Annotated in this window: 15 protein-coding genes; 6 read left to right on the plus strand and 9 right to left on the minus strand. The window is 42.6% G+C overall.

Annotated features, from left to right (window positions below; genetic code table 11):
- Nucleotides 1-24 precede the first annotated feature (24 nt).
- From H8744_RS01895 to H8744_RS01915, 5 genes are all read right to left on the minus strand, one after another.
- Nucleotides 25-843 (minus strand): DUF4595 domain-containing protein, encoded by an 819-nt coding sequence (locus tag H8744_RS01895; RefSeq protein WP_262433224.1) that lies wholly within the window; start codon nucleotides 841-843, stop codon nucleotides 25-27.
- A gap of 673 nt (nucleotides 844-1,516) precedes the next feature.
- The gene (locus tag H8744_RS01900; protein ID WP_262433225.1) at nucleotides 1,517-4,426 is read right to left on the minus strand and encodes an RHS repeat domain-containing protein; all 2,910 of its coding nucleotides are present in this window, start codon (nucleotides 4,424-4,426) and stop codon (nucleotides 1,517-1,519) included.
- Between the two features lie 911 nt (nucleotides 4,427-5,337).
- Nucleotides 5,338-6,177: a LytTR family DNA-binding domain-containing protein gene (locus H8744_RS01905; RefSeq protein ID WP_262433226.1), complete on the minus strand. Its 840-nt coding sequence runs from the start codon at nucleotides 6,175-6,177 to the stop codon at nucleotides 5,338-5,340.
- A gap of 22 nt (nucleotides 6,178-6,199) precedes the next feature.
- Nucleotides 6,200-6,937 carry a LiaF transmembrane domain-containing protein gene (locus H8744_RS01910; RefSeq protein WP_262433227.1) on the minus strand — a complete coding sequence of 246 codons (738 nt, stop codon included), beginning with the start codon at nucleotides 6,935-6,937 and terminating at the stop codon, nucleotides 6,200-6,202.
- A gap of 224 nt (nucleotides 6,938-7,161) precedes the next feature.
- Entirely contained in the window at nucleotides 7,162-8,709 is a 1,548-nt protein-coding gene (locus H8744_RS01915; RefSeq protein ID WP_262433228.1) for a family 43 glycosylhydrolase, read from the minus strand.
- A 292-nt stretch (nucleotides 8,710-9,001) separates the two neighbouring features.
- On the opposite strand from H8744_RS01915, the gene H8744_RS01920 reads away from it, so the two are divergent.
- Genes H8744_RS01920 through H8744_RS01930 form a run of 3 tightly spaced genes read left to right on the plus strand, consistent with a single transcriptional unit; the run spans nucleotide 9,002 to nucleotide 13,241 of the window.
- Nucleotides 9,002-11,212 carry a S9 family peptidase gene (locus H8744_RS01920; protein ID WP_262433229.1) on the plus strand — a complete coding sequence of 737 codons (2,211 nt, stop codon included), beginning with the start codon at nucleotides 9,002-9,004 and terminating at the stop codon, nucleotides 11,210-11,212.
- Nucleotides 11,212-12,063 (plus strand): lipoyl synthase, encoded by an 852-nt coding sequence (gene lipA, locus H8744_RS01925; RefSeq protein WP_262433230.1) that lies wholly within the window; start codon nucleotides 11,212-11,214, stop codon nucleotides 12,061-12,063. Before H8744_RS01920 ends, lipA begins: the two co-directional genes overlap by 1 nt.
- A 59-nt stretch (nucleotides 12,064-12,122) precedes the next feature.
- Nucleotides 12,123-13,241, plus strand: a complete 1,119-nt coding sequence (locus H8744_RS01930) for a hypothetical protein (RefSeq protein ID WP_262433231.1) — start codon at nucleotides 12,123-12,125, stop codon at nucleotides 13,239-13,241.
- Here the strand turns inward: H8744_RS01930 and H8744_RS01935 are convergent.
- Genes H8744_RS01935 through H8744_RS01945 form a run of 3 tightly spaced genes read right to left on the minus strand, consistent with a single transcriptional unit; the run spans nucleotide 13,207 to nucleotide 15,783 of the window.
- A complete protein-coding gene (locus tag H8744_RS01935; protein ID WP_262433232.1) occupies nucleotides 13,207-13,911 on the minus strand; it encodes an SAM-dependent methyltransferase in 705 nt (234 codons plus the stop codon). The two genes, H8744_RS01930 and H8744_RS01935, sit on opposite strands and share 35 nt — an antisense overlap.
- Before the next feature lies 1 nt (nucleotide 13,912).
- The gene (gldB, locus tag H8744_RS01940; RefSeq protein WP_262433233.1) at nucleotides 13,913-14,923 is read right to left on the minus strand and encodes a gliding motility lipoprotein GldB; all 1,011 of its coding nucleotides are present in this window, start codon (nucleotides 14,921-14,923) and stop codon (nucleotides 13,913-13,915) included.
- A 2-nt stretch (nucleotides 14,924-14,925) separates the two neighbouring features.
- Nucleotides 14,926-15,783, minus strand: a complete 858-nt coding sequence (locus H8744_RS01945) for an enoyl-ACP reductase FabI (RefSeq protein ID WP_262433234.1) — start codon at nucleotides 15,781-15,783, stop codon at nucleotides 14,926-14,928.
- A 188-nt stretch (nucleotides 15,784-15,971) separates the two neighbouring features.
- On the opposite strand from H8744_RS01945, the gene H8744_RS01950 reads away from it, so the two are divergent.
- On the plus strand, nucleotides 15,972-16,619 hold the full coding sequence (locus H8744_RS01950) for an HAD family hydrolase (RefSeq protein ID WP_262433235.1): 648 nt from the start codon (nucleotides 15,972-15,974) through the stop codon (nucleotides 16,617-16,619).
- 214 nt (nucleotides 16,620-16,833) lie between these two features.
- Here the strand turns inward: H8744_RS01950 and H8744_RS01955 are convergent, their stop codons facing one another.
- Entirely contained in the window at nucleotides 16,834-18,444 is a 1,611-nt protein-coding gene (locus tag H8744_RS01955; RefSeq protein ID WP_262433236.1) for a serine hydrolase, read from the minus strand.
- A 340-nt stretch (nucleotides 18,445-18,784) separates the two neighbouring features.
- Between H8744_RS01955 and H8744_RS01960 the strand changes: the two genes are divergently transcribed.
- Both H8744_RS01960 and H8744_RS01965 read left to right on the plus strand, forming a co-directional pair.
- Nucleotides 18,785-19,621, plus strand: coding sequence for an AraC family transcriptional regulator (locus H8744_RS01960; protein ID WP_262433237.1), 837 nt, complete (start codon nucleotides 18,785-18,787; stop codon nucleotides 19,619-19,621).
- Nucleotides 19,622-19,734: 113 nt separating this feature from the next.
- Nucleotides 19,735-21,105: an FAD-dependent oxidoreductase gene (locus H8744_RS01965; protein WP_262433238.1), complete on the plus strand. Its 1,371-nt coding sequence runs from the start codon at nucleotides 19,735-19,737 to the stop codon at nucleotides 21,103-21,105.
- Nucleotides 21,106-21,255 lie beyond the last annotated feature (150 nt).

Here is a 21,255-nt window from a genome sequence, read left to right on the forward strand (position 1 = left end):
TATAACGAAATAACTTCTATTTTTTCAGTGTATTGGTTCCCAGATAAAACTGAAATCTTGAACAAAATATTGTGTGTAAGCTGTGAAGTTCGTTGGATATCCGTCTTCATTCAGTGTCCATGATAATTCATAATCAAACCAAGTCCCCCAATGAGTTTGCCATACAGGTAAGTTCCGAGTTGCTTTACCCAATAACCCTGCATAAAACGCATAATTCATATTTTCCATATAAACATCGAACTCTTCTTCATAAAGCATAATGCCACCCATGTTTTCAATAGGATCTATTATTTCATCTGATGTATAATAGGTATGACAAGTACGCCATCCTGTCTCACAAGATGAAGAGCTTTTTATAATATTCCCATTTTCATATTCTAAATTTGTCGCAAAACCATCCCTTCCTTTACGTTCAAAAAAGCTTAGATATCCTTCCGATGTATATTCGAAGTTCCATTTTTTTATTTTACCCTCAGTATCTGTTTGCTCACAGTATTTCACAAATCCGTTATTGCCAATCTCCATGTCATATGTTTGCCTATTGTCCCTACCTAAATCTTCAATAGTCATTCTCACATATCTCTGTTCATTGACAGCTCTTGTCACATCTTGGTATTCAAAAGAAATTTCCATTTCGCCAAAGTCTTTTATTTTGGTAAGAAAACCTTCCTCATTATAAAAAAACACCTTTTCCGACAACCATCTAAGGCGGTCGCCTTTAAATACATTCGATGGATTCACAATATCCGTTCGAGTATATCCATCACTCTTATTACATGAGGTAAAATTAAAAAAGATTACCATCAAAACCAAGATATTGGTTAAAGTTCTTAATATTTTCATTATTAAATATACTTTTATCTATAATCATTATTATTTACTAGGTAATTCTAGTTGCTCATAATAGGACATTCCTACATTTAAGTAGGCGGGCATAATTATCTTATACTATAAATAAAGATTTGACTCTGTACTATTTCAAACTTAGGCTCAGAGAAATTCTCAATATAAACTAGTTATGCCCACATACTTATTCTTACTCATTACTATTTAAATAAATTGCTTTGGCAGAAATATTCACAAGTTACTTTTTATCATCCAAACAAGAATTTGCTTTACAAGCTATTCTATAACCTATCAAGATCCCAAATAAAAGCAATATCAAATAATTGTAGAATACAGACTCTCGGTTTAACATAAATATTAAATAAATAGAGAAATAATAGCAAAACAATTGAATGATTATTTGGTATGAATTCCGATAAAAGCTTCTAAGCAAATTGCTTTTCACCATTTTATCGCCATTCGGTACAGCCACAGAACTAACAAAAAAGCCCAATATCCAACCAAACGCATTAAAGATGAGTAAAATTGCCAATATTAATTTAATAACAAAATGATAAGGTATATATATTACGTATTGATAAAAAACGCAATAAATAATCATCAAAGCGGAAGTTGGAATAAATAAATTACGCCCCATATTAATAAAAAAAGTCTTCATATAATTACATCTTTAATTAAACAACCAATTCTTTAATGTTTCCCACAAATTTTTGTTTTCATCAGTAGTTGACGATGGAATTTGCCTGATCTTTTCCGTATGAGCTTCTACTGCATCATTACCAGGTTCTGGATTGGTTATTTCTAATCCGGAACTGATGCCGGCAGCAACTCCTGTAATAACGATCGCTGTTTTTGTCCCTTTCCTACCATCATTTGGATCTCTTTTGGGAGCCGGATCTCCATTGGGCATATTACCTGTAATGTTCGTATCTATACTCTTAGCCACATTCGCTTGATTTTGATCCAATTCTTCTTTACTTCTTCTATCTCTTTTTCTTTGATGATCATATCCAGGATTAATAGCTAAATTACAATTATTTAGAAAGATCATGGTAGTTGTTGACATTATAGCAACATCCAATTTTAACATTGTCGCCATTTTATTTACTTCCTGATTTATTGACCTCACTAAATCCTGAGCTGTAGGATAATTAGCCGGTGTGGCTTGACGAGAAGGATAATAGACAGGAGGTGGTGGTAGTGGTAACGGAACAGGAATTACTTGCCGTCCATCTGGATCTATTGCATTCATCGGATTATTCATGCAATACGCATACGGAGACACCCATGGGTACTTCTCACACAAAGGATCCATCGTTATAAACCCTCCCCAACCGGGATCGTATGGACGGGCTACGAAGTCATACAAGTCCAAGCCATACATGCGGTCAAGTTCTTTTCCACCGAATTTGTTTGGCTGCACCCCATCATTAGAGTTCTTTCCCTGCAAGCCACCGAATGGATAATACTCGTTGACCTGCTCGACAACACCATTCTGTTTCATTACGACACGGTTGTTACCCAAGTGGTCTGTCAGGAAATAATGGTAAATTACGGAATCGTTCGAAAGGGTGATATATCCTTCACCGGTAAGGATTCTCGCAAGAACACCAGATTCATAAATCACATTACCGCAATAATCTGTCGATGTGTAGTCCTTTGCATAAGCGGGAACCATGTCGCCTATATCGAATGAAGGATAATCCGGAAGTCCATTACCGGTAGAAGAGGAGACAGAGGAAGTCGAGGAAGGAGACTTAGAACCGCCTGAATTCACTTCAAAGCCAGTACCAGGATCAGGGATAACAATCATGTTCCGGTTCGTATAATGCTCCTGGTGGTGCTTCACACCATCGGCACCATATGCATAACCAATGCGGCAACTGTCATTGATGGAGATTCTAGACGGTAGATTCTGGGAATTGTATTCGATGAGGGAAATCTGTTTATTTAGATCCTTTGTCATATTGCCGTTTGCATCATAGTCATACTCCACAGGTTTGTTGGCACCGTCAATAAAACTGAATGCGCCCTGGTGAAGAGGATCACTACCAGCAGCATCGCTGATGCGTTTAAGACGGTTGCCCGTATATTCAAGGGTCAAATCATCAATCGTCGCTCCCACCAATGGCATGAAGTCCATATACCCTTTGCGCCGCAAAGAAACGATGCCGCCCATTTTATTATAAGAATATGAAGTGTCGTAAGAGGACGAACCAAACCCAAGAAGCACGCTGTATTTGGCATCTGTCAATCTATTCAGTTCATCATAACTGAAATCATAGAACTCATTCACAGAAAGCTTACTGTTTGACCATCCCATACGGCTGATATTACCCCCGTATTGGGGATTATTTCCCTCGGCATATAACAGCTTTTGATTGAACTTGTTCGATGAGATTTGAGTCAGCCAATTACGGATATTATAGGTATAGGTCATTTTCAACGCATCATTCGCATGGTGACGCTTGCTGGACAGACGCCCCAAGTCATCATAAGTGTGTTCAACCAAAACAACCGAAGGGCTGTCATTCAATTTATGAGTTACCTTCGTCAAACGCTCCGCATGATCGTATGTGTAGGTATAAACCTCCTTCTGGGTCGCTTTCTTAGGGACTGTATGGATATAAGTGATCTTTTTAGGGGCACCGGCAAATCGGTACTCGGTAAGAACCGTCTCATTTCCTCCACGATAGTTGTCTTCACTCGAACGAACAACCCTTCCTTTCAAATCATAATAGAGGGCTGAATGAATATAACTGGATTTAGTGGCAGATGACAGCAACAGGACTTTACCGGTGAGCAAACCCACCCCACTGACCGATGGGGCAGGATACAGCGTACGGTCGGTAAAACCCGGCAAGGAAAGGAAATCATAATTATCATAGTAATAGACTATGTGAACCACTGGAGAAGTCAAGGAGAAACTACTGCTATATCCACTTTTCCCCAATCCGTCCGCCACAATGGCATTATTTGAATAATGCAATGTGCATTCGACCGAATTATTAGCAGCGGATGCCGTATTGGTATTCTTACAAACACCTTGCACAACAAGGCGTTGAAATGTGTCGTACAGGTAGAAAGTCCATTCACCTTTTTGACGTTGCACACCGTCTTGCGAAAACACCAATTGGTCTTTTTGATCATAAATGCAATAGACAGGATCACATCCGGGAAGTTTCTTTTCTATGCAGCGATTCAAGTCATCGTATTTATATTGATAGGCATACAGTGAAAGGTTGGGCGTGTCCTGATAGGCAGGCGGAAGAACGTAACGCAACTGATCGTAATCATCGTATACAAAATACGTGTCATGGGCAATGCCGTCACACATCTGACGGGTGAGGACACGACGACCTTGCTTGTCCGTGAAAAGATAGGAGACACGTCCGTCTTCATCTGTAGACTTGTTTACGAAAAGTTCACCCGGAGCATAATTTTCATTCTGGATAAGGGAGCCGCTATCATTCACTTCGTATGATTTGCAGCTAACCTCACCGGCATGGCCGTTACTCATATAGTCCATGTTCGCGGGATGTGAACTCCATTCCATTCCCGCACCATACTGTTTCCGCATATGTTTCAAGGGAGAATTGTCATAAACACTCGTTAAAAGAACGACTACCTGTCAACGCATTCCTTATATGAAATGAAGCGAGCATTAACAGAAATAAAAATAGTGTTTTCATAATCAGTCCGTATATGCGAGATGCCCGATTAGGGAATCTCCGATTTATATTTTGACAAATTCCACAGAGTTTTTTTTAGGATATTAAAACATCCACGGCTGCAATTTAAGAAAATCTTTCGGATAAGCAAAGCATTTTATAAAATATTTCTTTTGTAGAGTTAAAAAGCAATGATTCAGGAAAGCTCCTTTTATATCTTCGAATTTAGTACCCCTTTATCTTTTTGACACTTTGAATATCCGATGCTTCATAACGCGTAAAATTACGTCCATTCATATATCTGTCTGAAAAGAACGCACTGTAGGGCGATTAGCTTTTTTCAAATGAACAGATTAAAGAGAACTAAAAGGAGTTTAGCACACAAAATCCATACTTATTCCTACTATATGATAGCATTTACAGTAATGTTGTTTCGTTATAACATAGCTTTAGAGTCCGAAAAAAGACAAAGGATAGAGAGAAAATAGATATAAATGAAGTAGTTTCCATCTAAAAAAAGGCTCTTTTTGATAGAAATAGATACTCTATCTGATAGATATTAATATTCCATCTGCTGGTTATAGTTATTCTATCTGATGAAAATAGCTATTTTATCCGATGATTATACCTATTTCATCTGATAAGAAAGGCTATTTTTATCATGTTTTCAACCCTAAGAAGACGCAAAACCATGCTATTTGGAGAACAGTCTAAAATGGTGCTGTCAGCAATAACAGAATATACAGAACAAATTGATATACAAGCAAGCTCTTTACCTAACAATATAGCAATACGGGTTCAAATTATTATCCACTTCTTCTCACAGCTCCAACCTTGCTTTCAACAATTTATACCCCGAAAGGCTGACCCGTAACTTATCTCCATTTTTCAGCAACAAACGGTAATTTTCCTTTCCGAAAAGTTCGACACGGGAAATTTGGGTAACATTTACAATGGTCGAACGGTGTATGCGCACAAATCCTGAAGCAGGAAGATGGGTCTCCAAATATTTCATAGTAAGCTCCTTGATATATTGTCCATCGGGAGTTACAAGGGTCACATAATCTCCGCATGCTTGTACATACAGCAAGTGTTCTATCGCAATCAGATGTATTCTCGATCCGTCTTTCACCGTGATCCGGTCGATATGCTCCTCAGGCAACCGAGTCGCTATCTCTTCCACAGGCTGTTTCTTTTCATCAGTCAACTGGTATAGGGGAGTCTCTTCAACCGTCCCCTTCTCCTCTTCACCGGATAATCGACAAACATACAGTTTATACCAAAGCATCACTACCGACCAACATAGCACACCGAACAAAGCACGAAACGGAAGCGTATCTACAAATGGAGCATACACTGCTCCACTCCATGCTTCGATCCATCCCTGAACAGCGAATCCCCCCGCCAACCAGAAAAGCAATGCCAATACCGAAACAATCAGCTCCGTCTGAATCACCGACACATATCCGGTCACAAACCACGACAGATAAGCCAGCACACAGAAGATGCCAACCGAGACCATCCCGTCCGCCAAAGCAGGCAATGAACCGGCATCGGCATATGTTATCAATAAGACCGCCTGCACACCTGCCGCCAGAAATGCCAACAGTAAAGTGATCGTCCATCTCCTGGGAGAATCTATAATAGGGTGTGCTTCCATCTGTTTTTTGTTCTTTTTATGATTAACCTTTTATTTCTATACTTCCGAAAGATACATTTCCACGGATTACCAATACACGACTCTGGTCTATGTTGATCCCCGGAATCCGTTTATCTTCACAACTTCCCAAGAAAGCATTTGCTTGCAGTTCGATCTTCCAGTCAAGGGGAACATAAATCTCCACACCTCCAAAATTACATTCGATATCGATATAAGTTTCACCCAATGGTATATCGGTGCGGCGTAAATCGAGTTCCGTACCGCCAAAACTATTACGTATGGAAGCACCTCTGAATAGTTCATCCAGTACAACTTGCTTTACACCACTGAACATATTGTCCGACCTCAAAAAGCCATCGGTCGACTTACATTCATTCACTGTAAACTCCTCTCTCCCACGCGGACGATGACAACCACGATGTTTAGGCCGATAGAACACGGCTACCCCCACCAATACAAGCACTAAAGGCCAAAGTAACGCACTTGTGTCGATTGGCAACCAAAAGAACCACCCCAACCGGGGAATGAGAAAACAAAATCCGATAACCAATAATATCAATCCGTTGAAAAGCTGTTTACGCAAAACGTAGTAAGCCCCCAATGCCACCAAAAGCATCGGCCAAGAGACAATAGCGTGAAAGAAGCTTGAAGGAATAATTCCAAGATTACGTCCTAGCAATAAAATGCCACAGGCGATAAAGAGCGTAGCAACCAGTTGTCTACCTGTGATACCGGATGGAGATGTGGGTTTCTGTTCCATAATTCATTTTTTTATTTTAATTCGATGATACGTTTCAATTTCGATGTCACAAAGATAAGGCGATCAGACTCTTCCGAAAACAAATAGCCGCTAATTTACGTACAAAAATCGATGAACTGCGGATGACTCCCGTTAAAAAAAGCCGGGTCTCCTCTTTGCTCTCTGAGAAAATCCCCCGATTGCAAAGAAGAGACCCGACCACCGATTATAAAAATAGCCTCTTATTACTTCAAATATTCCATATCAAACTCGGAGAAACAAGCCGGTTCGGAAGCACTTCCCTGATGAATCAATCCCGGACGAGCCACCCGATCCCAACGAAGCATTTTTTGTCCATAATCTCCATTACCTTCCAGAACTGTTACTTTATTCCAATTCTTACCATCGGAACTCCATTGGAAAGAGCAATCACATCCTCTATTCACTTCCATGCGAAGCCATATGGCTTTATCAGCGACTTCGGAAGCAAATAGTTCCTGCTTGTTTCCATCATGTATCACTTCAAGCAAAAGTTTGTGCCCTTTTATTCCAAATGCCAGATACGCTTTAGCATCTCCGTAGAAAGTCAGCCCTTTCAGACTATTGTTCTGATTTACCACCTGAGTGGTAATACGGTATTCAGCACCCCCGGGACGTTGACAAAGTACGGCAGGTGCATCCTTACCGTTAACAGCTGTACCTGCCAAACAAAGAGTACCTTTCCTCAATCGTGCTTTGACGTCAGAATCCGTATAGTTCCAGCTCCAGCTAACATTCAGTTCTTTACCCTTAAACTCATCCCTATATCCGGTCAAAGGCTTTTGAGCATTCTTTTTCAATGGCAAAGGAAGCGTTGTGGAAGCCATCGGTCCACCGACAAAGTGAGGCCAGTGATCCTCTCCCATCACCAGTTCCTGAAGGATGGGCTGTCTGCCCGCAAAAAAATTATCTCCGGTAAAATAGGCATGACAAAGATAATACATCCGATTGTCCGGTGTGTTCACCAAGGTTCCGTGACCACAAGACAACACATCCCTTCCACCGGATAAGATCGGATTCTCACTGTATTTTTCATACGGACCCTTTATCTCCTTAGAACGAGCCACATGAACGGCATAATCACTCTTCGGGCCGCAGCATCCGCGCACGGAATAAAGCAGATAATAATACCCGTCCTTCTTGAACATACATTGCCCTTCCATACCGATCTTCTCATCATCCCGCAGCAAAGTGAACGTCTCCCCTTTCAGATGAAGACCGTCATCGGACAGTTTACAAGCCATGATCTCTATCGGTCTTTTCGCCAATCCATAAGCTTTCCATGAGATGTATAGTTGACCGTCATCTTCCCAAACGAAAGCATCTATAGCTTCATTCCCATGTACGATGATCGGCCCGTGATCCGTATATTCCCCATCCGGCCGGGAAGCTGTCGCCACACCGATATACGATTGTCCGTCAGACTTTCTTCTAGCCGTATAATACATGTATACTTTATCATTATGCAAATACAGTTCCGGTGCCCAGAAAGAGCCGCAAGTCCATTCCGGCTGCTTCGCAAAGACATGCCCCGTCTGTTCCCAATTGACAAGATCATCCGATTTGTATACCGGATACGAGGGTGCCCATTCGGAAGAAGTTCCGGCAGCATAATAACTTTTTCCCCAACGGATGACAGTCGGATCGGCAAGATCACCATGAATCACTGGGTTCGTAAACATTTCGTTGGATTGTGCCATCGAAGAACTGATTGCCGATAAGAGGCAAACAGCGAATAAACAAATTTTCTTCATACTATTCAAATGTTTTATTTGACCGGATTGGTTGTTTCCCGTCAGTCGTGTTTCTTAATTGTTTGCACAAAGATAATGATTATGATCCATTCTTCAAGGCATAGCTTATAGATTCTGTATAAAATAGCGACCGCCTCTAAACCTCTTTTAATTAAAAAGCAGATAAAATCACCCGATAAAGGAAAAAAACAAGCCTATAGGATTCGAAGAATAGATAAAAAAGTACACTTATTTTGAGGTATTTCAGTTTATTATTAACTTTGCAGTATAAAGTTGAAAAAATCAAGGAACCATGAAAAAGATAACGCTATCATTCCTGTTTTGTCTTGCTTGCCTGATCGGCATGGCGCAAGGTAGTACGAAACTCGACCTGAAGGATATCACCTCAGGACAATATTTCCCCGCGACGATACGAAACGTTGTCCCGATGCCTGATGGCGAGCATTATACACAGATGAATGATGAAGGTACACAGATTACCAAATATTCTTTTAAGACAGGAGAACCGGTAGAAGTGATCTTTGACGTGGCTAAAGCGCGTGAATGTGATTTCAAACACTTTGATAGTTATCAATTCTCGCCCGACGGATCGAAATTATTGATAGCAACAGAAACAACACCGATATACCGGCGTTCATATACAGCCGTGCATTATTTATACCCCTTGAAACGTAACGATAAAGGGGTAACGACAAACAACATTATTGAACGGCTTTCTGACGGGGGCCCTCAACAAGCCCCCGTTTTCTCACCGGACGGAACTATGATCGCCTTTGTACGTAATAACAATATCTTCCTCGTCAAGACTTTGTATGGAAACAGTGAAAGCCAAGTGACCGAAGACGGTAAGCAGAACTCCATTCTCAACGGTATCCCCGATTGGGTTTACGAAGAAGAATTCAGCTTCAATAGTGCCTTGCAATTTAATGCTGACAATACCATGCTGGCATTTATCCGTTTCGACGAAACAGAGGTTCCTTCATACCAGTTCCCATTATTTGCCGGAGAAGCTCCACGCATCAACGGATTGGAAGATTATCCCGGAGAATATACCTATAAATATCCAAAACCCGGTTATCCTAACTCAAAAGTGGAAGTCCGGACATTTGATATAAGATCCAAAGTGACCCGTACCATAAAATTGCCACTGGATGCCGATGGATATATCCCGCGTATTCGATTCACGAAAGATGCGGACAAATTGGCTATCATGACACTGAACCGTCATCAAAACCGTTTTGATATGTACTTCGCTGATCCACGTTCCACGGTCTGCAAACTAGCGTTGCGTGATGAGTCGCCTTATTATATAAATGAAAATGTATTCGACAATATACAATTCTATCCGGAGAATTTCAGTTTTCTCAGCGACAGGGACGGATATCCTCATCTTTACTGGTATAGCATGGGAGGAAACCTAGTGAAACAGGTCACGAAAGGTTCGTTCGAAGTAACATCGTTTCTTGGATACGATGAAGCGGACGGCAGCTTCTACTTTATAAGCAACGAGGAGAGCCCGATGCAACAAGCCGTTTACAAAATAGACCGCAAAGGGAAAAAGACAAAACTCTCACAGGCAAGCGGCATGAACAGTGCCATGTTCAGTCCGACGATGAAGTATTATATCAATACTTATAGCAATCTGAATACCCCGACATTAATTACTCTGAATGACAATGAAGGCAAAACGCTAAAAACATTGGAAAGCAATAATAAGCTAAAACAAAAACTGGCTCAGGTAGCTGTGCCTCAAAAGGAATTCTTTAAATTCAAAACTTCTCAAGGAGTGGAACTGAACGGCTGGATGATGAAACCGACCGACTTCTCGGCATCCAAGAAATATCCGGTATTGATGTTCCAATACAGCGGTCCCGGTTCGCAACAGGTTTTAGATAAGTTCGGAATCAGTTGGGAAACTTATATGGCAAGCCTGGGATATATCGTGGCCTGCGTCGATGGGCGCGGAACCGGAGGACGTGGAACGGAGTTCCAAAAAAGCACTTATCTCAACTTAGGTGTAAAAGAGGCGAAAGATCAAGTAGAAGCAGCACAATACCTGGGATCACTACCCTATGTTGACAAAAGCCGTATCGGTATTTGGGGGTGGAGCTACGGTGGTTATATGACGATCATGAGCATGAGTGAAGGAACACCCGTATTCAAAGCCGGTGTTGCAGTTGCCGCACCGACCGATTGGAAATTCTACGATTCAGTCTATACCGAACGTTTCATGCGAACACCGAAGGAAAATGCCGAAGGCTACAAAGCAGCCTCAGCCTTTACGCGTGCAGACAAGTTGCATGGCAACCTGTTATTGGTACATGGTATGGCGGACGACAATGTACATTTTCAAAACTGTGCCGAATATGCGGAACATCTGGTACAATTGGATAAGCAATTCGATATGCAACTCTACACCAACCGCAATCATAGCATTTATGGCGGAAATACCCGTCATCATCTATACACGCGCCTGACTAACTTCTTTTTAAACAATCTGTAATGGCTGAAAGAGTACGTAAGCCCGAGTGGCTGAAAATAAATATCGGTGCCAACGAACGTTACACCGAAACAAAACGCATTGTAGAGAATCACTGCCTCCATACTATTTGCAGTAGTGGCCGATGCCCGAATATGGGAGAATGTTGGGGAAAAGGTACCGCCACATTTATGATCGGTGGTGACATCTGTACCCGCAGTTGCAAGTTCTGCAACACGCAAACGGGACGACCGCTTCCTCTTGATCCCAACGAACCGGCACATGTGGCGGAATCCATCTCTCTAATGAAACTTTCACATGCAGTGGTCACTTCGGTGGATCGTGATGACCTTCCGGACTTGGGAGCATCCCATTGGGCACGAACAATCACCGAAATAAAAAGAGTCAATCCGGCAACTACCATCGAAGTATTGATTCCTGATTTCCAAGGGCGGCTGGAACTTGTAGACCAAGTGATAAACGCACGGCCGGAAATCATTTCCCATAATATGGAAACTGTACGCCGTATCAGCCCCCTTGTACGAAGTGCCGCCCATTATGACACCAGCCTGAAAGTAATCAAACGAATAGCGGACAGCGGTACGGTAGCCAAAAGCGGGATTATGGCAGGATTGGGCGAAACTCCCGCAGAGGTAGAAGAACTGATGGACGATCTGTTAGCTGCCGGATGTAAGATACTGACCATCGGACAATACCTTCAGCCTACACACCGGCATTATCCTGTCGCAGAATATGTAACACCCGAACAATTTGCCGAATACAAACGCATCGGACTCGAAAAAGGATTCGAACAAGTGGAAAGCGCTCCTTTGGTGCGCTCTTCCTATCATGCAGAAAAACATATCAGGAGATAGACTAAACATAAACACATTCATGTTTGTTTTATAGGAAACAGGCAAAATGTACAAAAGAAATGGGTCATAAAGGATTATTATCTTCTGCATTTAACATGTCATTGGGATATATCCCCGTTATTATCTCCATAGTTTTATGTGAATTTATAACGCAAGACACGGCAATCTATATCGGAACAGGTATCGGACTTCTTTACTCGTATTATGTAATACACAAGAAAGGGGCACGGATTCCTAATTTCATACTTTATATTTCGACGGCAGTATTATTGCTCCTGTCGATTGCCGCCTTTATACCCGGTGATTATGTCCCTCCCGGCGCACTCCCGCTTACTTTGGAAGTCAGTATCCTCATCCCCATGTTGATCCTCTACCTGCATAAAAAGAGATTCATCAATTATTTTCTGAGAAAGAGGGAATATTGCAGCAAGCGTATGTTTGCCCAAGGTGCGGAATCGGCTGTCGTATCGGCACACATTATACTGCTATTGGGTATTATTCACTTTATCATAATCAGTATCGCCATATTTTTCAGCCACCCTCTGGAAAACCCGGCAAATTGGATTATTTTCAACCTTATGCCTCCGGCAATCTTCGTGTTATGTATCTTCTTGAATCAGATCGGCATACACTACTTCAACAAATTGATGTCCCACACCGAATATGTTCCTATCGTCAACAAACAAGGAGACGTGATCGGTAGAAGCCTGGCAATAGAGGCGATAAATTATAAAAACGCATATATCAATCCGGTTATCCGCATTGCAGTAGCATCACACGGCATGTTGTTTTTATGCAACCGTCCTCAGACGGCCATATTGGACAAAGGAAAGATGGACATTCCGATGGAGTGTTACCTCGGCTTTGGAGAAACATTAGCTGAAGGATGCCGACGGATGGTTCAAACGGCCTTTCCCGGTGTTAATGGATTGAAACCGACTTTCAGCATCATGTATCACTTCGAGAATGAAGTTACCAACCGCCTTGTCTATCTATTTATACTCGACATGGAAGATGATTCCATACTTTGTAACCCACATTTCAAAGGGGGCAAGCTGTGGCAATTCCGGCAGATAGAAGAAAATCTGGGCCATAACTTCTTCAGTGAATGTTTCGAAGAAGAATACGAACACTTGAAAGAAATTATTGGTATAAGAGAAAAATACAGGGAATTTTAGACAGGTCGGGTACATGACCTTGCCATTCCTTCACCGTCTTAGTCCGTATATACTCCCCTTCACAAGTTATGTTGGCAGCAATGCACAGCCGTGTTTGAGGACGGCAATTATGCAAGATATCTTCTACCATCTTATTATTACGGTAAGGAGTCTCTATAAAAAGCTGTGTCTGGTGTTCGGCATAAACACGCTGTTCCAGTGCTTTTAACTTCTTGGCACGTTCTCCCGGCTCAATGGGTAGATAGCCGTGAAAAGCAAAACTCTGTCCGTTAAAGCCCGAAGCCATTACCGACAGGATGATGGAAGAAGGGCCCACCAATGGAACGACTTTCAAATTCTTTCGTTGCGCAATAGCAACCACATCCGCACCCGGATCGGCTACCGCTGGACACCCTGCCTCAGAAATAACGCCCATAGAAGCACCGCCTATCAGCGGTTTCAGATAGCCGGAAATATCTTCGGGTGAAGTGTGCTTATTTAATGTGTAGAATGTCAACGCATCAATGTCGATCTCCCTTTCTACCTTTTTCAGAAAGCGACGAGCCGACCGGACATCTTCTACAATGAAATGACGGATTCCAAGAATTATATCTTTATTGTAAGCAGGCAACACGGATTCAATTGTCGTATCACCTAAAGTGACAGGGATAAGATAGAGAGCAGTTTCCAAATTAATTGAGATATTTTGATTCTTCCAACATACGATGATAGTCAGTGGTCTCCAACAACTGTTGCAAGCTGACATCCTTATGATTCTTCATATAAGCGGACACGATACGGGTTCCCATCCATGTACCGATCAGTGCCGGAGCATTTTCACCGAAGAAGGCTGTAAAAGGAGCCGGCTTCATATACTTACGCACCACCATCGGATCACGGGCATACAAGTGACGGTTCTTCAGCATGTACTCCCAAATGTACTTTTCGTTCTCGCGACACCATTTCTCTTCCGTTTCCGAATATCCCATAGCATCACCGGTAGAACCATATTCCAGCAATTTCTTTACAGCATAATTGATCTTGCCGGAATGCATCATCTGGTCGAGCAAGCAACTACCTTCCTGAAAAGGGAACGGATAATAGCTCATCAGATAAAACACGAAGCAATCGGGCACTATACGATCCGGACGCATGGAACGACATTGGTATTCGTAATAAAAACGTTTATACAACGGATAATCTTCTCCCATATATTTGTCAAGGCTGATCCCCAACAAAGTATCGGAAAGTACCACCGATTCGTTAAAAGCTGAAATCTGAGAATAAACGACCGGAGTATGGAAAGACGGAATCTCTTTTCGCAGGTTCTCAAACCCCTTGGTCAATCCTTTTTCAACTTCATCCAGATTCGGATAACGGATTTCCACATCCGCCATCAAGCGAAGCAAAGTCGTGTCTGAATAAAACTTCTTTAGTTTCTGGGAAATGGTATCATCGCTGACTTGCCCCAGTCCAAGCACCTCTTCAATCAGTATCTTGGTAGGCTGCCGATAATCCATGTTCATTTTTTGCAATGCAGAGAAACTGTTAGAACGTACATATTCATTCAACAGCTTGTCGTATCGGATAACGTTAATCCCATTCTCCTTATTTTGTAACTGCGCATTCTCTCCTGTACCCATCCGGCAAGCAACGGTGAGCAAACACATAATAATAAGGAGAAGGAGATTCTGTGGTTTCATTTTTATCCGTAAATAATATTTCCGTTTTCGTCCTTGTATTCATCAAGACCTTTTTCATAGGTAGCCATGGCACGAAGACTCATACCTACGCTTGAAAAACCACCGTCATGATAAAGATTCTGCATGGTCACCTTACGGGTAAGATCAGAGAACATCACGATGCAGTAATCGGCACATTCATCAGCCGTAGCATTGCCCAGAGGAGACATCCGATTGGCAAAGTCATAAAGCTTGTCCATGCCTTTCACTCCCGATCCGGCAGTGGTGAATGTCGGAGACTGCGAAATGGTATTCACACGCACACTGTGTTCGCGACCGTAAATATAACCGAAGCTGCGGGCTATGGATTCGAGGAGTGCCTTTGCATCCGCCATATCATTATAGCCGTAGAATGTACGTTGTGCGGCTACATAGCTCAAAGCGACAATCGAGCCGTATTCGGCAATCGCATTCAGTTTCTTGGCTGCCTGAATCATTTTGTGGAACGATACGGCAGAAATATCCAATGTCTTATCCAACATTCCGTAATCAAGGTCGTCATAGGTACGCTTTTTACGTACATTAGGAGACATACCGATAGAGTGAAGCACAAAGTCAATCTGTCCATGCAATACGTCCATAGAAGTTTTGAACACATTCGTCAAATCTTCCACACTGGTAGCGTCGGCGGGAATCACCTCACAGTTCAGTTTCTCTGCCAAAGCATTGACTTCACCCATGCGGATGGCCATAGGAGTATTTGATAATGTAATGGTCGCACCTTCTTCAACGGCTTTTTCCGCTACCTTCCATGCAATAGACTGATCGTTCAATGCACCGAAGATAATGCCTCTTTTTCCTTTCAACAAATTGTAACTCATACCTTTTTAATAGTTAAATTAGGTTGCAAAGATAGGAACTTTCTGCATAAAAACACGAGATGTGTGCAAAGAAAAGCTGAAAATGGCAAAAAAGACAGTCAGATATACTTTTTTACGGCCACATCGCCCCTAAAAGCATACACTCTTTCTTTGTTTTTATAACTTTGCAAACAAAAAACAGATCACCAATGAAGAAACTTGTTATATTCGATTTGGACGGGACATTGCTGAATACGATTGCCGACCTCGCCCAAAGTACCAACCATGCCTTATCCCGTTTAGGGTATCCCACGCATGAAGTGGATAAGTACAATTTTATGGTAGGCAACGGGATCAATAAACTCTTTGAGCGCGCACTGCCCGAAGGAGAAAAGAGTGAAGAAAACGTGCTGCGTGTCCGTAATGAATTCATTCCCTACTACGATGTTCACAATGCGGACGAAAGCCGGCCTTATCCGGGTATTCCCGATTTGCTGAAACAATTGCAGGAAAAAGGGATTCAAGTTGCAGTGGCTTCCAACAAATACCAAGCGGCAACAGAAAAACTAATCCGCCATTACTTCCCGGAAATACGTTTCGTTGCCGTATTCGGTCAACGTGAAGGCATCAAGGTAAAACCCGACCCCACGATTGTAGAAGATATCTTGCAGATCACCTCCGTAGAAAAGAAAGACGTGCTTTATGTGGGCGACTCGGGAGTAGATATGCAAACCGCCTTGAATGCAGGAGTTACGGCCTGCGGAGTCACTTACGGTTTCCGCCCGCGTGCCGAATTGGAAAGTTTCCACCCGGCATACATTGTGGATCGCGCGGAAGAGATATTGCCCATCCTTTAAAGGGAGACAGCCTTACATTGAATCCTTTCCTCTTCTTCCCGTAATCCTTCCACGTTAAACATCCCCATGTTTAACAGTGAAACACCCCCATGTCTGACATGCAGACATCCCCATGTTTCACTGCGAGACATGGGGATGTTTCACATGCCATCTCACCGGGAAGAGACGCGAAGGCTACGAAGAGAAGATTGTTTTCTCTGCCACCAAGCATTCATTAGTAAGCACTTCCCGACTTCACAACAAGCTTTTCAAGCAAGCCTTGCATATTTTCAATGACCGGACTGCCCTGCATATTGTAATCCGTGCCCAGTTGGGCCATTTGTGGGAAAGTAAGCCATACACTGCCGTTTTTATCTTCCCATACGGAAATTTTAAGAGGCAATTCGATGGAAATGCTCGGATTATCCTGCATCAGTTTCGTTCCAACCTTGGGTGAGCCGAAAACAATCACCTGATTCGGACGCAATTCCAATCCTACCTCCTCGGCATTCTTCCCGTGGTCGAATTTGGCAAACACCGGAATACCAGCGGCTTTTATATTCTTTTCCAGCCTTGCCATTGTTTCCGGAACACTGAACTGGCTTTCGTAAGTATATAGCAGTCCGTCGTTTGCCCCGGTTCCCATTTTATCCCCATCGAATGACGCGGCAATCCTACGGGCGAGATTCGTCAGATCAACTCCCTCCTTGTTGGCAAGTAAGGTGACACAAACTAATTCGGAGGCATCTGTAAAGCGGCTAAGGAAAGCAGAATGTCCGGGAGCGTTTCCCTTAATATCCATCAACCCTTTATGATTGTAAAATTGCCATCCGGCCATGGCCGGCACGACCTTCCCGTTAACCAATTTGGTGGGAGCATAAATCAACGCCCGGTTTTCAGGTTTTGCTATCAACACACTACCTGCCAGGGCTATATCCCAATGGCTGACATTTTCTGCCGAAGCCCATATATCAGAGAATCCTTTCATTGCCGAACCATTCAACGGAGCGACTGCCGTCAATTTTCCATCCTTCTCCTGATAACCGGTCGAAGTTTCCGCTGCATCGATATAGTCCTTATCATGTTTGAAAAGTTCGTGGACATTTCCGACAGCAACCTTTTCTTGTTTGACTTTCGGCAAATCTTCTCCGAAATACGTCTCGGTCAACCCGAGATAATCTATCTGGTTTTTCTTCACAAAGTCTTTATATGGCATCTTGGCAACAGCTTCGACGATCGAGGCAAGCAATAAAAAGTTTGTTGCGCTTTGTTTCACATCCGTACCCGGTTCAAAAGCCAATGGAATGGCCTCAACGGTAGCAATCAACTGTTCAGGGGTATAGGGCTTTGAGGCATCAAAGCCTTTCTGATCACGATAGTCGGCAATACCCGTGCTATGCTGCATCAATTCGAACACGGTAACGTCTTTCCAGAGGGCAGGAACATCTTTCAAATATTTACCGATGGGCATATAAATATCCAGCTTTCCTTTTTCATAGAGTTGCATAGCGGCTACAGCGGCAAATCCTTGCGAAATCGGCCCGATAGGCCACAAGGTCTTCACAGAAGCCAAGTTTTCATTTTCGATATCCGTCAACCCATATCCCACGACACGCGGAATGTAAGGAGCCTGCACAATGGCAAGTGTCATACCGGGAATACCCTTTTCCTCCATAAATTCGTAAATCATTTGGTCGATGGACTTACCTTGATAGGCAACCTGCACATCACCTCTACTTCCGTTTGGCAACTGATTGGCATACTTCTTCATTTTTGTTCCTCCATTTTGTGCCAACATCGTTCCCGACATCAGCAATACTACAATAAATAATAAACTCTTTTTCATACGCTCGGTCTACATTGATTATATAACGACTTTTTTTCTAGTTTGTTTATCAAACATGTTGCAAAGGTAGGGGGAAAGAAGCTCCTTATAAATGGCTATTATTCAGCCATAGTTTGCCATTTATCCCGAAATAAGCTCTTTGCATGAAACTCTATCCGGACATTCCGGCTTCCTCAGGTATAATTGCCAACTTATCCGGTGAAATAGCCATCTTGTGGCTTTTGACAGAGTTCTATCTTTGCGCAATGATTAATTAGTTATAAAACAGTCGAAAAGGATAGGGCTTAACCATCTTCCTATCTTTTTTTAATTTAATTTTGTGAACAAACAATTATCATCTATGGACTATAACCTGAATACCCGCCTCAACGGCAACGTGGCAATGACTACCGCCTTCCACGAAAACAAAGCGTTAATGCAGAACAAGACCCTATACAAGTTTATATGGGTACAAGAAGGAACCTTGGCAATCGAAATAGACCACGTTCTCATGCGGCTGGAAAAAGATGAAATCATCTCCTTAACCCCATTACACCATATAGATATAAAAGAGGTGAACGGAAAATACCTGAGCCTGGTATTCAACAGCAATTTCTATTGCATCTATGGGCACGACAATGAGGTTTCGTGCAACGGCTTCTTGTTTCACGGCTCTTCCGATATCATGCGAATAAATCTGACTCCGGACCAATCGAAGAAGCTACATAGCATTTCAGACATTTTCATGGATGAATGTGTCATCAAGGATAATCTCCAGGAAGAGATGTTGCGCATCGTCCTCAAACGGTTCATCATCACCTGCACACGCATTGCCCGTGAAAGATTCTCGATAAGTGAGGAGAAAGAAAAGAGCTTTGATATCGTACGCCAATTTTACGTATTGGTGGATCAGCATTATAAAGAGAAGAAGCAGGTGCAGGATTATGCGGAACTTTTATACCGTTCTCCCAAAACCATTTCCAATCTTTTTGCCGAATATGGATTACCCACCCCGTTACGAATCATCCACGAACGTGTAGAAGCTGAAGCAAAACGACTGCTTCTGTACACGAACAAAAGTGCTAAAGAAATCAGCGGCATTCTGGGGTTTGACGACATCGCGGCTTTCAGCCGTTTCTTCAAGAAAATGACAAAAGAGAGCATCTCTGAATACCGCAAAAGGGAAAAACAGGATTAATTGCCAACATCTCCGGCCAATTGGCCATTTACGGTGAGGAGAAAAATCCCGTAATTTGCATCATCAATCAAACGTTCAACCAAGAATAATGGAATAATTAAAAATAAACAAGTATGAAAGAGTATGATGTCATTGTTATCGGTTTTGGCAAAGGAGGTAAAACTCTTGCAGCCGAGTTCGCAAAACGTGGACAAAATGTCGCAATCATCGAACGATCGGACATGATGTATGGAGGTACATGTATCAATATCGGCTGCATTCCCACCAAAACATTGGTACACCAGGCGAAAATAGCTGCGGGGATGAGGGAAGCATCTTTTGCCGAGAAAGATACGTTTTTTCGTCAGGCCATAGCGATGAAAGACGCTGTGACAAGCGCATTGAGAAATAAAAACTACCATAATCTGGCAGATCATCCCAATGTTACAGTTTATACAGGCACGGGCTCTTTCGTTTCACCCGATACCGTGTCGGTACATACCACCAATGAAGACATTCTGCTCAAGTCAGATAACATCATAATCAACACAGGCGCAGAAACGGTTATTCCTCCAATCGAAGGAATCAATGGCAATCCTTTCGTATACACCAGTACATCGATTATGGAACTTACATCGCTCCCTCGTCGGCTGGTCATTGTCGGAGGCGGATATATCGGACTGGAATTTGCTTCCATGTTTGCATCCTTCGGCTCGAAAGTAACGGTTCTCGAAAGTTATCCCGAATTGATACCTCGCGAAGACAGAGATATAGCGGCAAGCGTAAAAGACGCTCTAGAGAAAAAAGGCATTGAATTCAGGATGAATACCAAGGTACAATCCATTAAGCATACGGGACATGAAGCAATAATCACCGTAACAGATGCCCAATCGGACAAAGAATCGGAACTGGAAGCAGAAGCCGTCCTATTGGCTACCGGACGCAAGCCTAACACCGAAGGCCTCAATGCAGAAGCCGCCGGAGTGAAGCTGAACGAACGGGGTGCTGTCATCGTGGACGAGCATTTAGTCACGACCAATCCTCATATCCGTGCCGTAGGAGATGTAAAAGGCGGTTTGCAATTTACTTACATTTCATTGGACGATTACCGGATCATCCGTGAGGATATGTTCGGAGATAAAAACCGGAAAACAACAGACCGCGAACCGGTCAGCTATGCCGTCTTTATTGATCCACCGTTATCAAGAATCGGTCTGAACGAAACGGACGCGCTAAAACAGAATCGGGATATTATCGTGAAGAAATTACCCGTCACGGCCATTCCAAGAGCAAAAACTTTGGGAGAGACCGACGGACTACTGAAGGCTGTGATTGATAAAAACACGGGGAAAATTCTCGGATGTACACTGTTTGCACCCGATTCAAGCGAAGTGATAAATTCGGTTGCCATCGCCATGAAGACCGGTCAGGATTATACATTCCTGCGTGATTTCATTTTCACACACCCCAGTATGAGTGAAGCATTGAACGACCTGTTCTCATAAGCAATTAATTCTTTTTTATGCCATTCGATGCCAACACCTTGGCACCACAATGTCATCGAGCAGGCAACACCTTGCCAACGGGTAGGCAAAGTGTTGCCTATTCGTGGGTAAAAGTTATTTTTTATACTTTTTTTCTTTTATCTTTTTGGG

This window comes from Jilunia laotingensis (genome assembly GCF_014385165.1).
Lineage (GTDB): Bacteria > Bacteroidota > Bacteroidia > Bacteroidales > Bacteroidaceae > Bacteroides > Bacteroides laotingensis.

What these genes read in the sequence shown, in the direction of transcription:
- H8744_RS01895 (WP_262433224.1), bottom strand. Translation starts at nt 843, where the DNA reads ATGAAAATATTAAGAACTTTAACCAATATCTTGGTTTTGATGGTAATC.
- H8744_RS01900 (WP_262433225.1), bottom strand. Translation starts at nt 4,426, where the DNA reads ATGCGGAAACAGTATGGTGCGGGAATGGAATGGAGTTCACATCCCGCG.
- H8744_RS01905 (WP_262433226.1), bottom strand. Translation starts at nt 6,177, where the DNA reads ATGGAAGCACACCCTATTATAGATTCTCCCAGGAGATGGACGATCACT.
- H8744_RS01910 (WP_262433227.1), bottom strand. Translation starts at nt 6,937, where the DNA reads ATGGAACAGAAACCCACATCTCCATCCGGTATCACAGGTAGACAACTG.
- H8744_RS01915 (WP_262433228.1), bottom strand. Translation starts at nt 8,709, where the DNA reads ATGAAGAAAATTTGTTTATTCGCTGTTTGCCTCTTATCGGCAATCAGT.
- H8744_RS01920 (WP_262433229.1), top strand. Translation starts at nt 9,002, where the DNA reads ATGAAAAAGATAACGCTATCATTCCTGTTTTGTCTTGCTTGCCTGATC.
- lipA (WP_262433230.1), top strand. Translation starts at nt 11,212, where the DNA reads ATGGCTGAAAGAGTACGTAAGCCCGAGTGGCTGAAAATAAATATCGGT.
- H8744_RS01930 (WP_262433231.1), top strand. Translation starts at nt 12,123, where the DNA reads ATGGGTCATAAAGGATTATTATCTTCTGCATTTAACATGTCATTGGGA.
- gldB (WP_262433233.1), bottom strand. Translation starts at nt 14,923, where the DNA reads ATGAAACCACAGAATCTCCTTCTCCTTATTATTATGTGTTTGCTCACC.
- H8744_RS01945 (WP_262433234.1), bottom strand. Translation starts at nt 15,783, where the DNA reads ATGAGTTACAATTTGTTGAAAGGAAAAAGAGGCATTATCTTCGGTGCA.
- H8744_RS01950 (WP_262433235.1), top strand. Translation starts at nt 15,972, where the DNA reads ATGAAGAAACTTGTTATATTCGATTTGGACGGGACATTGCTGAATACG.
- H8744_RS01955 (WP_262433236.1), bottom strand. Translation starts at nt 18,444, where the DNA reads ATGAAAAAGAGTTTATTATTTATTGTAGTATTGCTGATGTCGGGAACG.
- H8744_RS01960 (WP_262433237.1), top strand. Translation starts at nt 18,785, where the DNA reads ATGGACTATAACCTGAATACCCGCCTCAACGGCAACGTGGCAATGACT.
- H8744_RS01965 (WP_262433238.1), top strand. Translation starts at nt 19,735, where the DNA reads ATGAAAGAGTATGATGTCATTGTTATCGGTTTTGGCAAAGGAGGTAAA.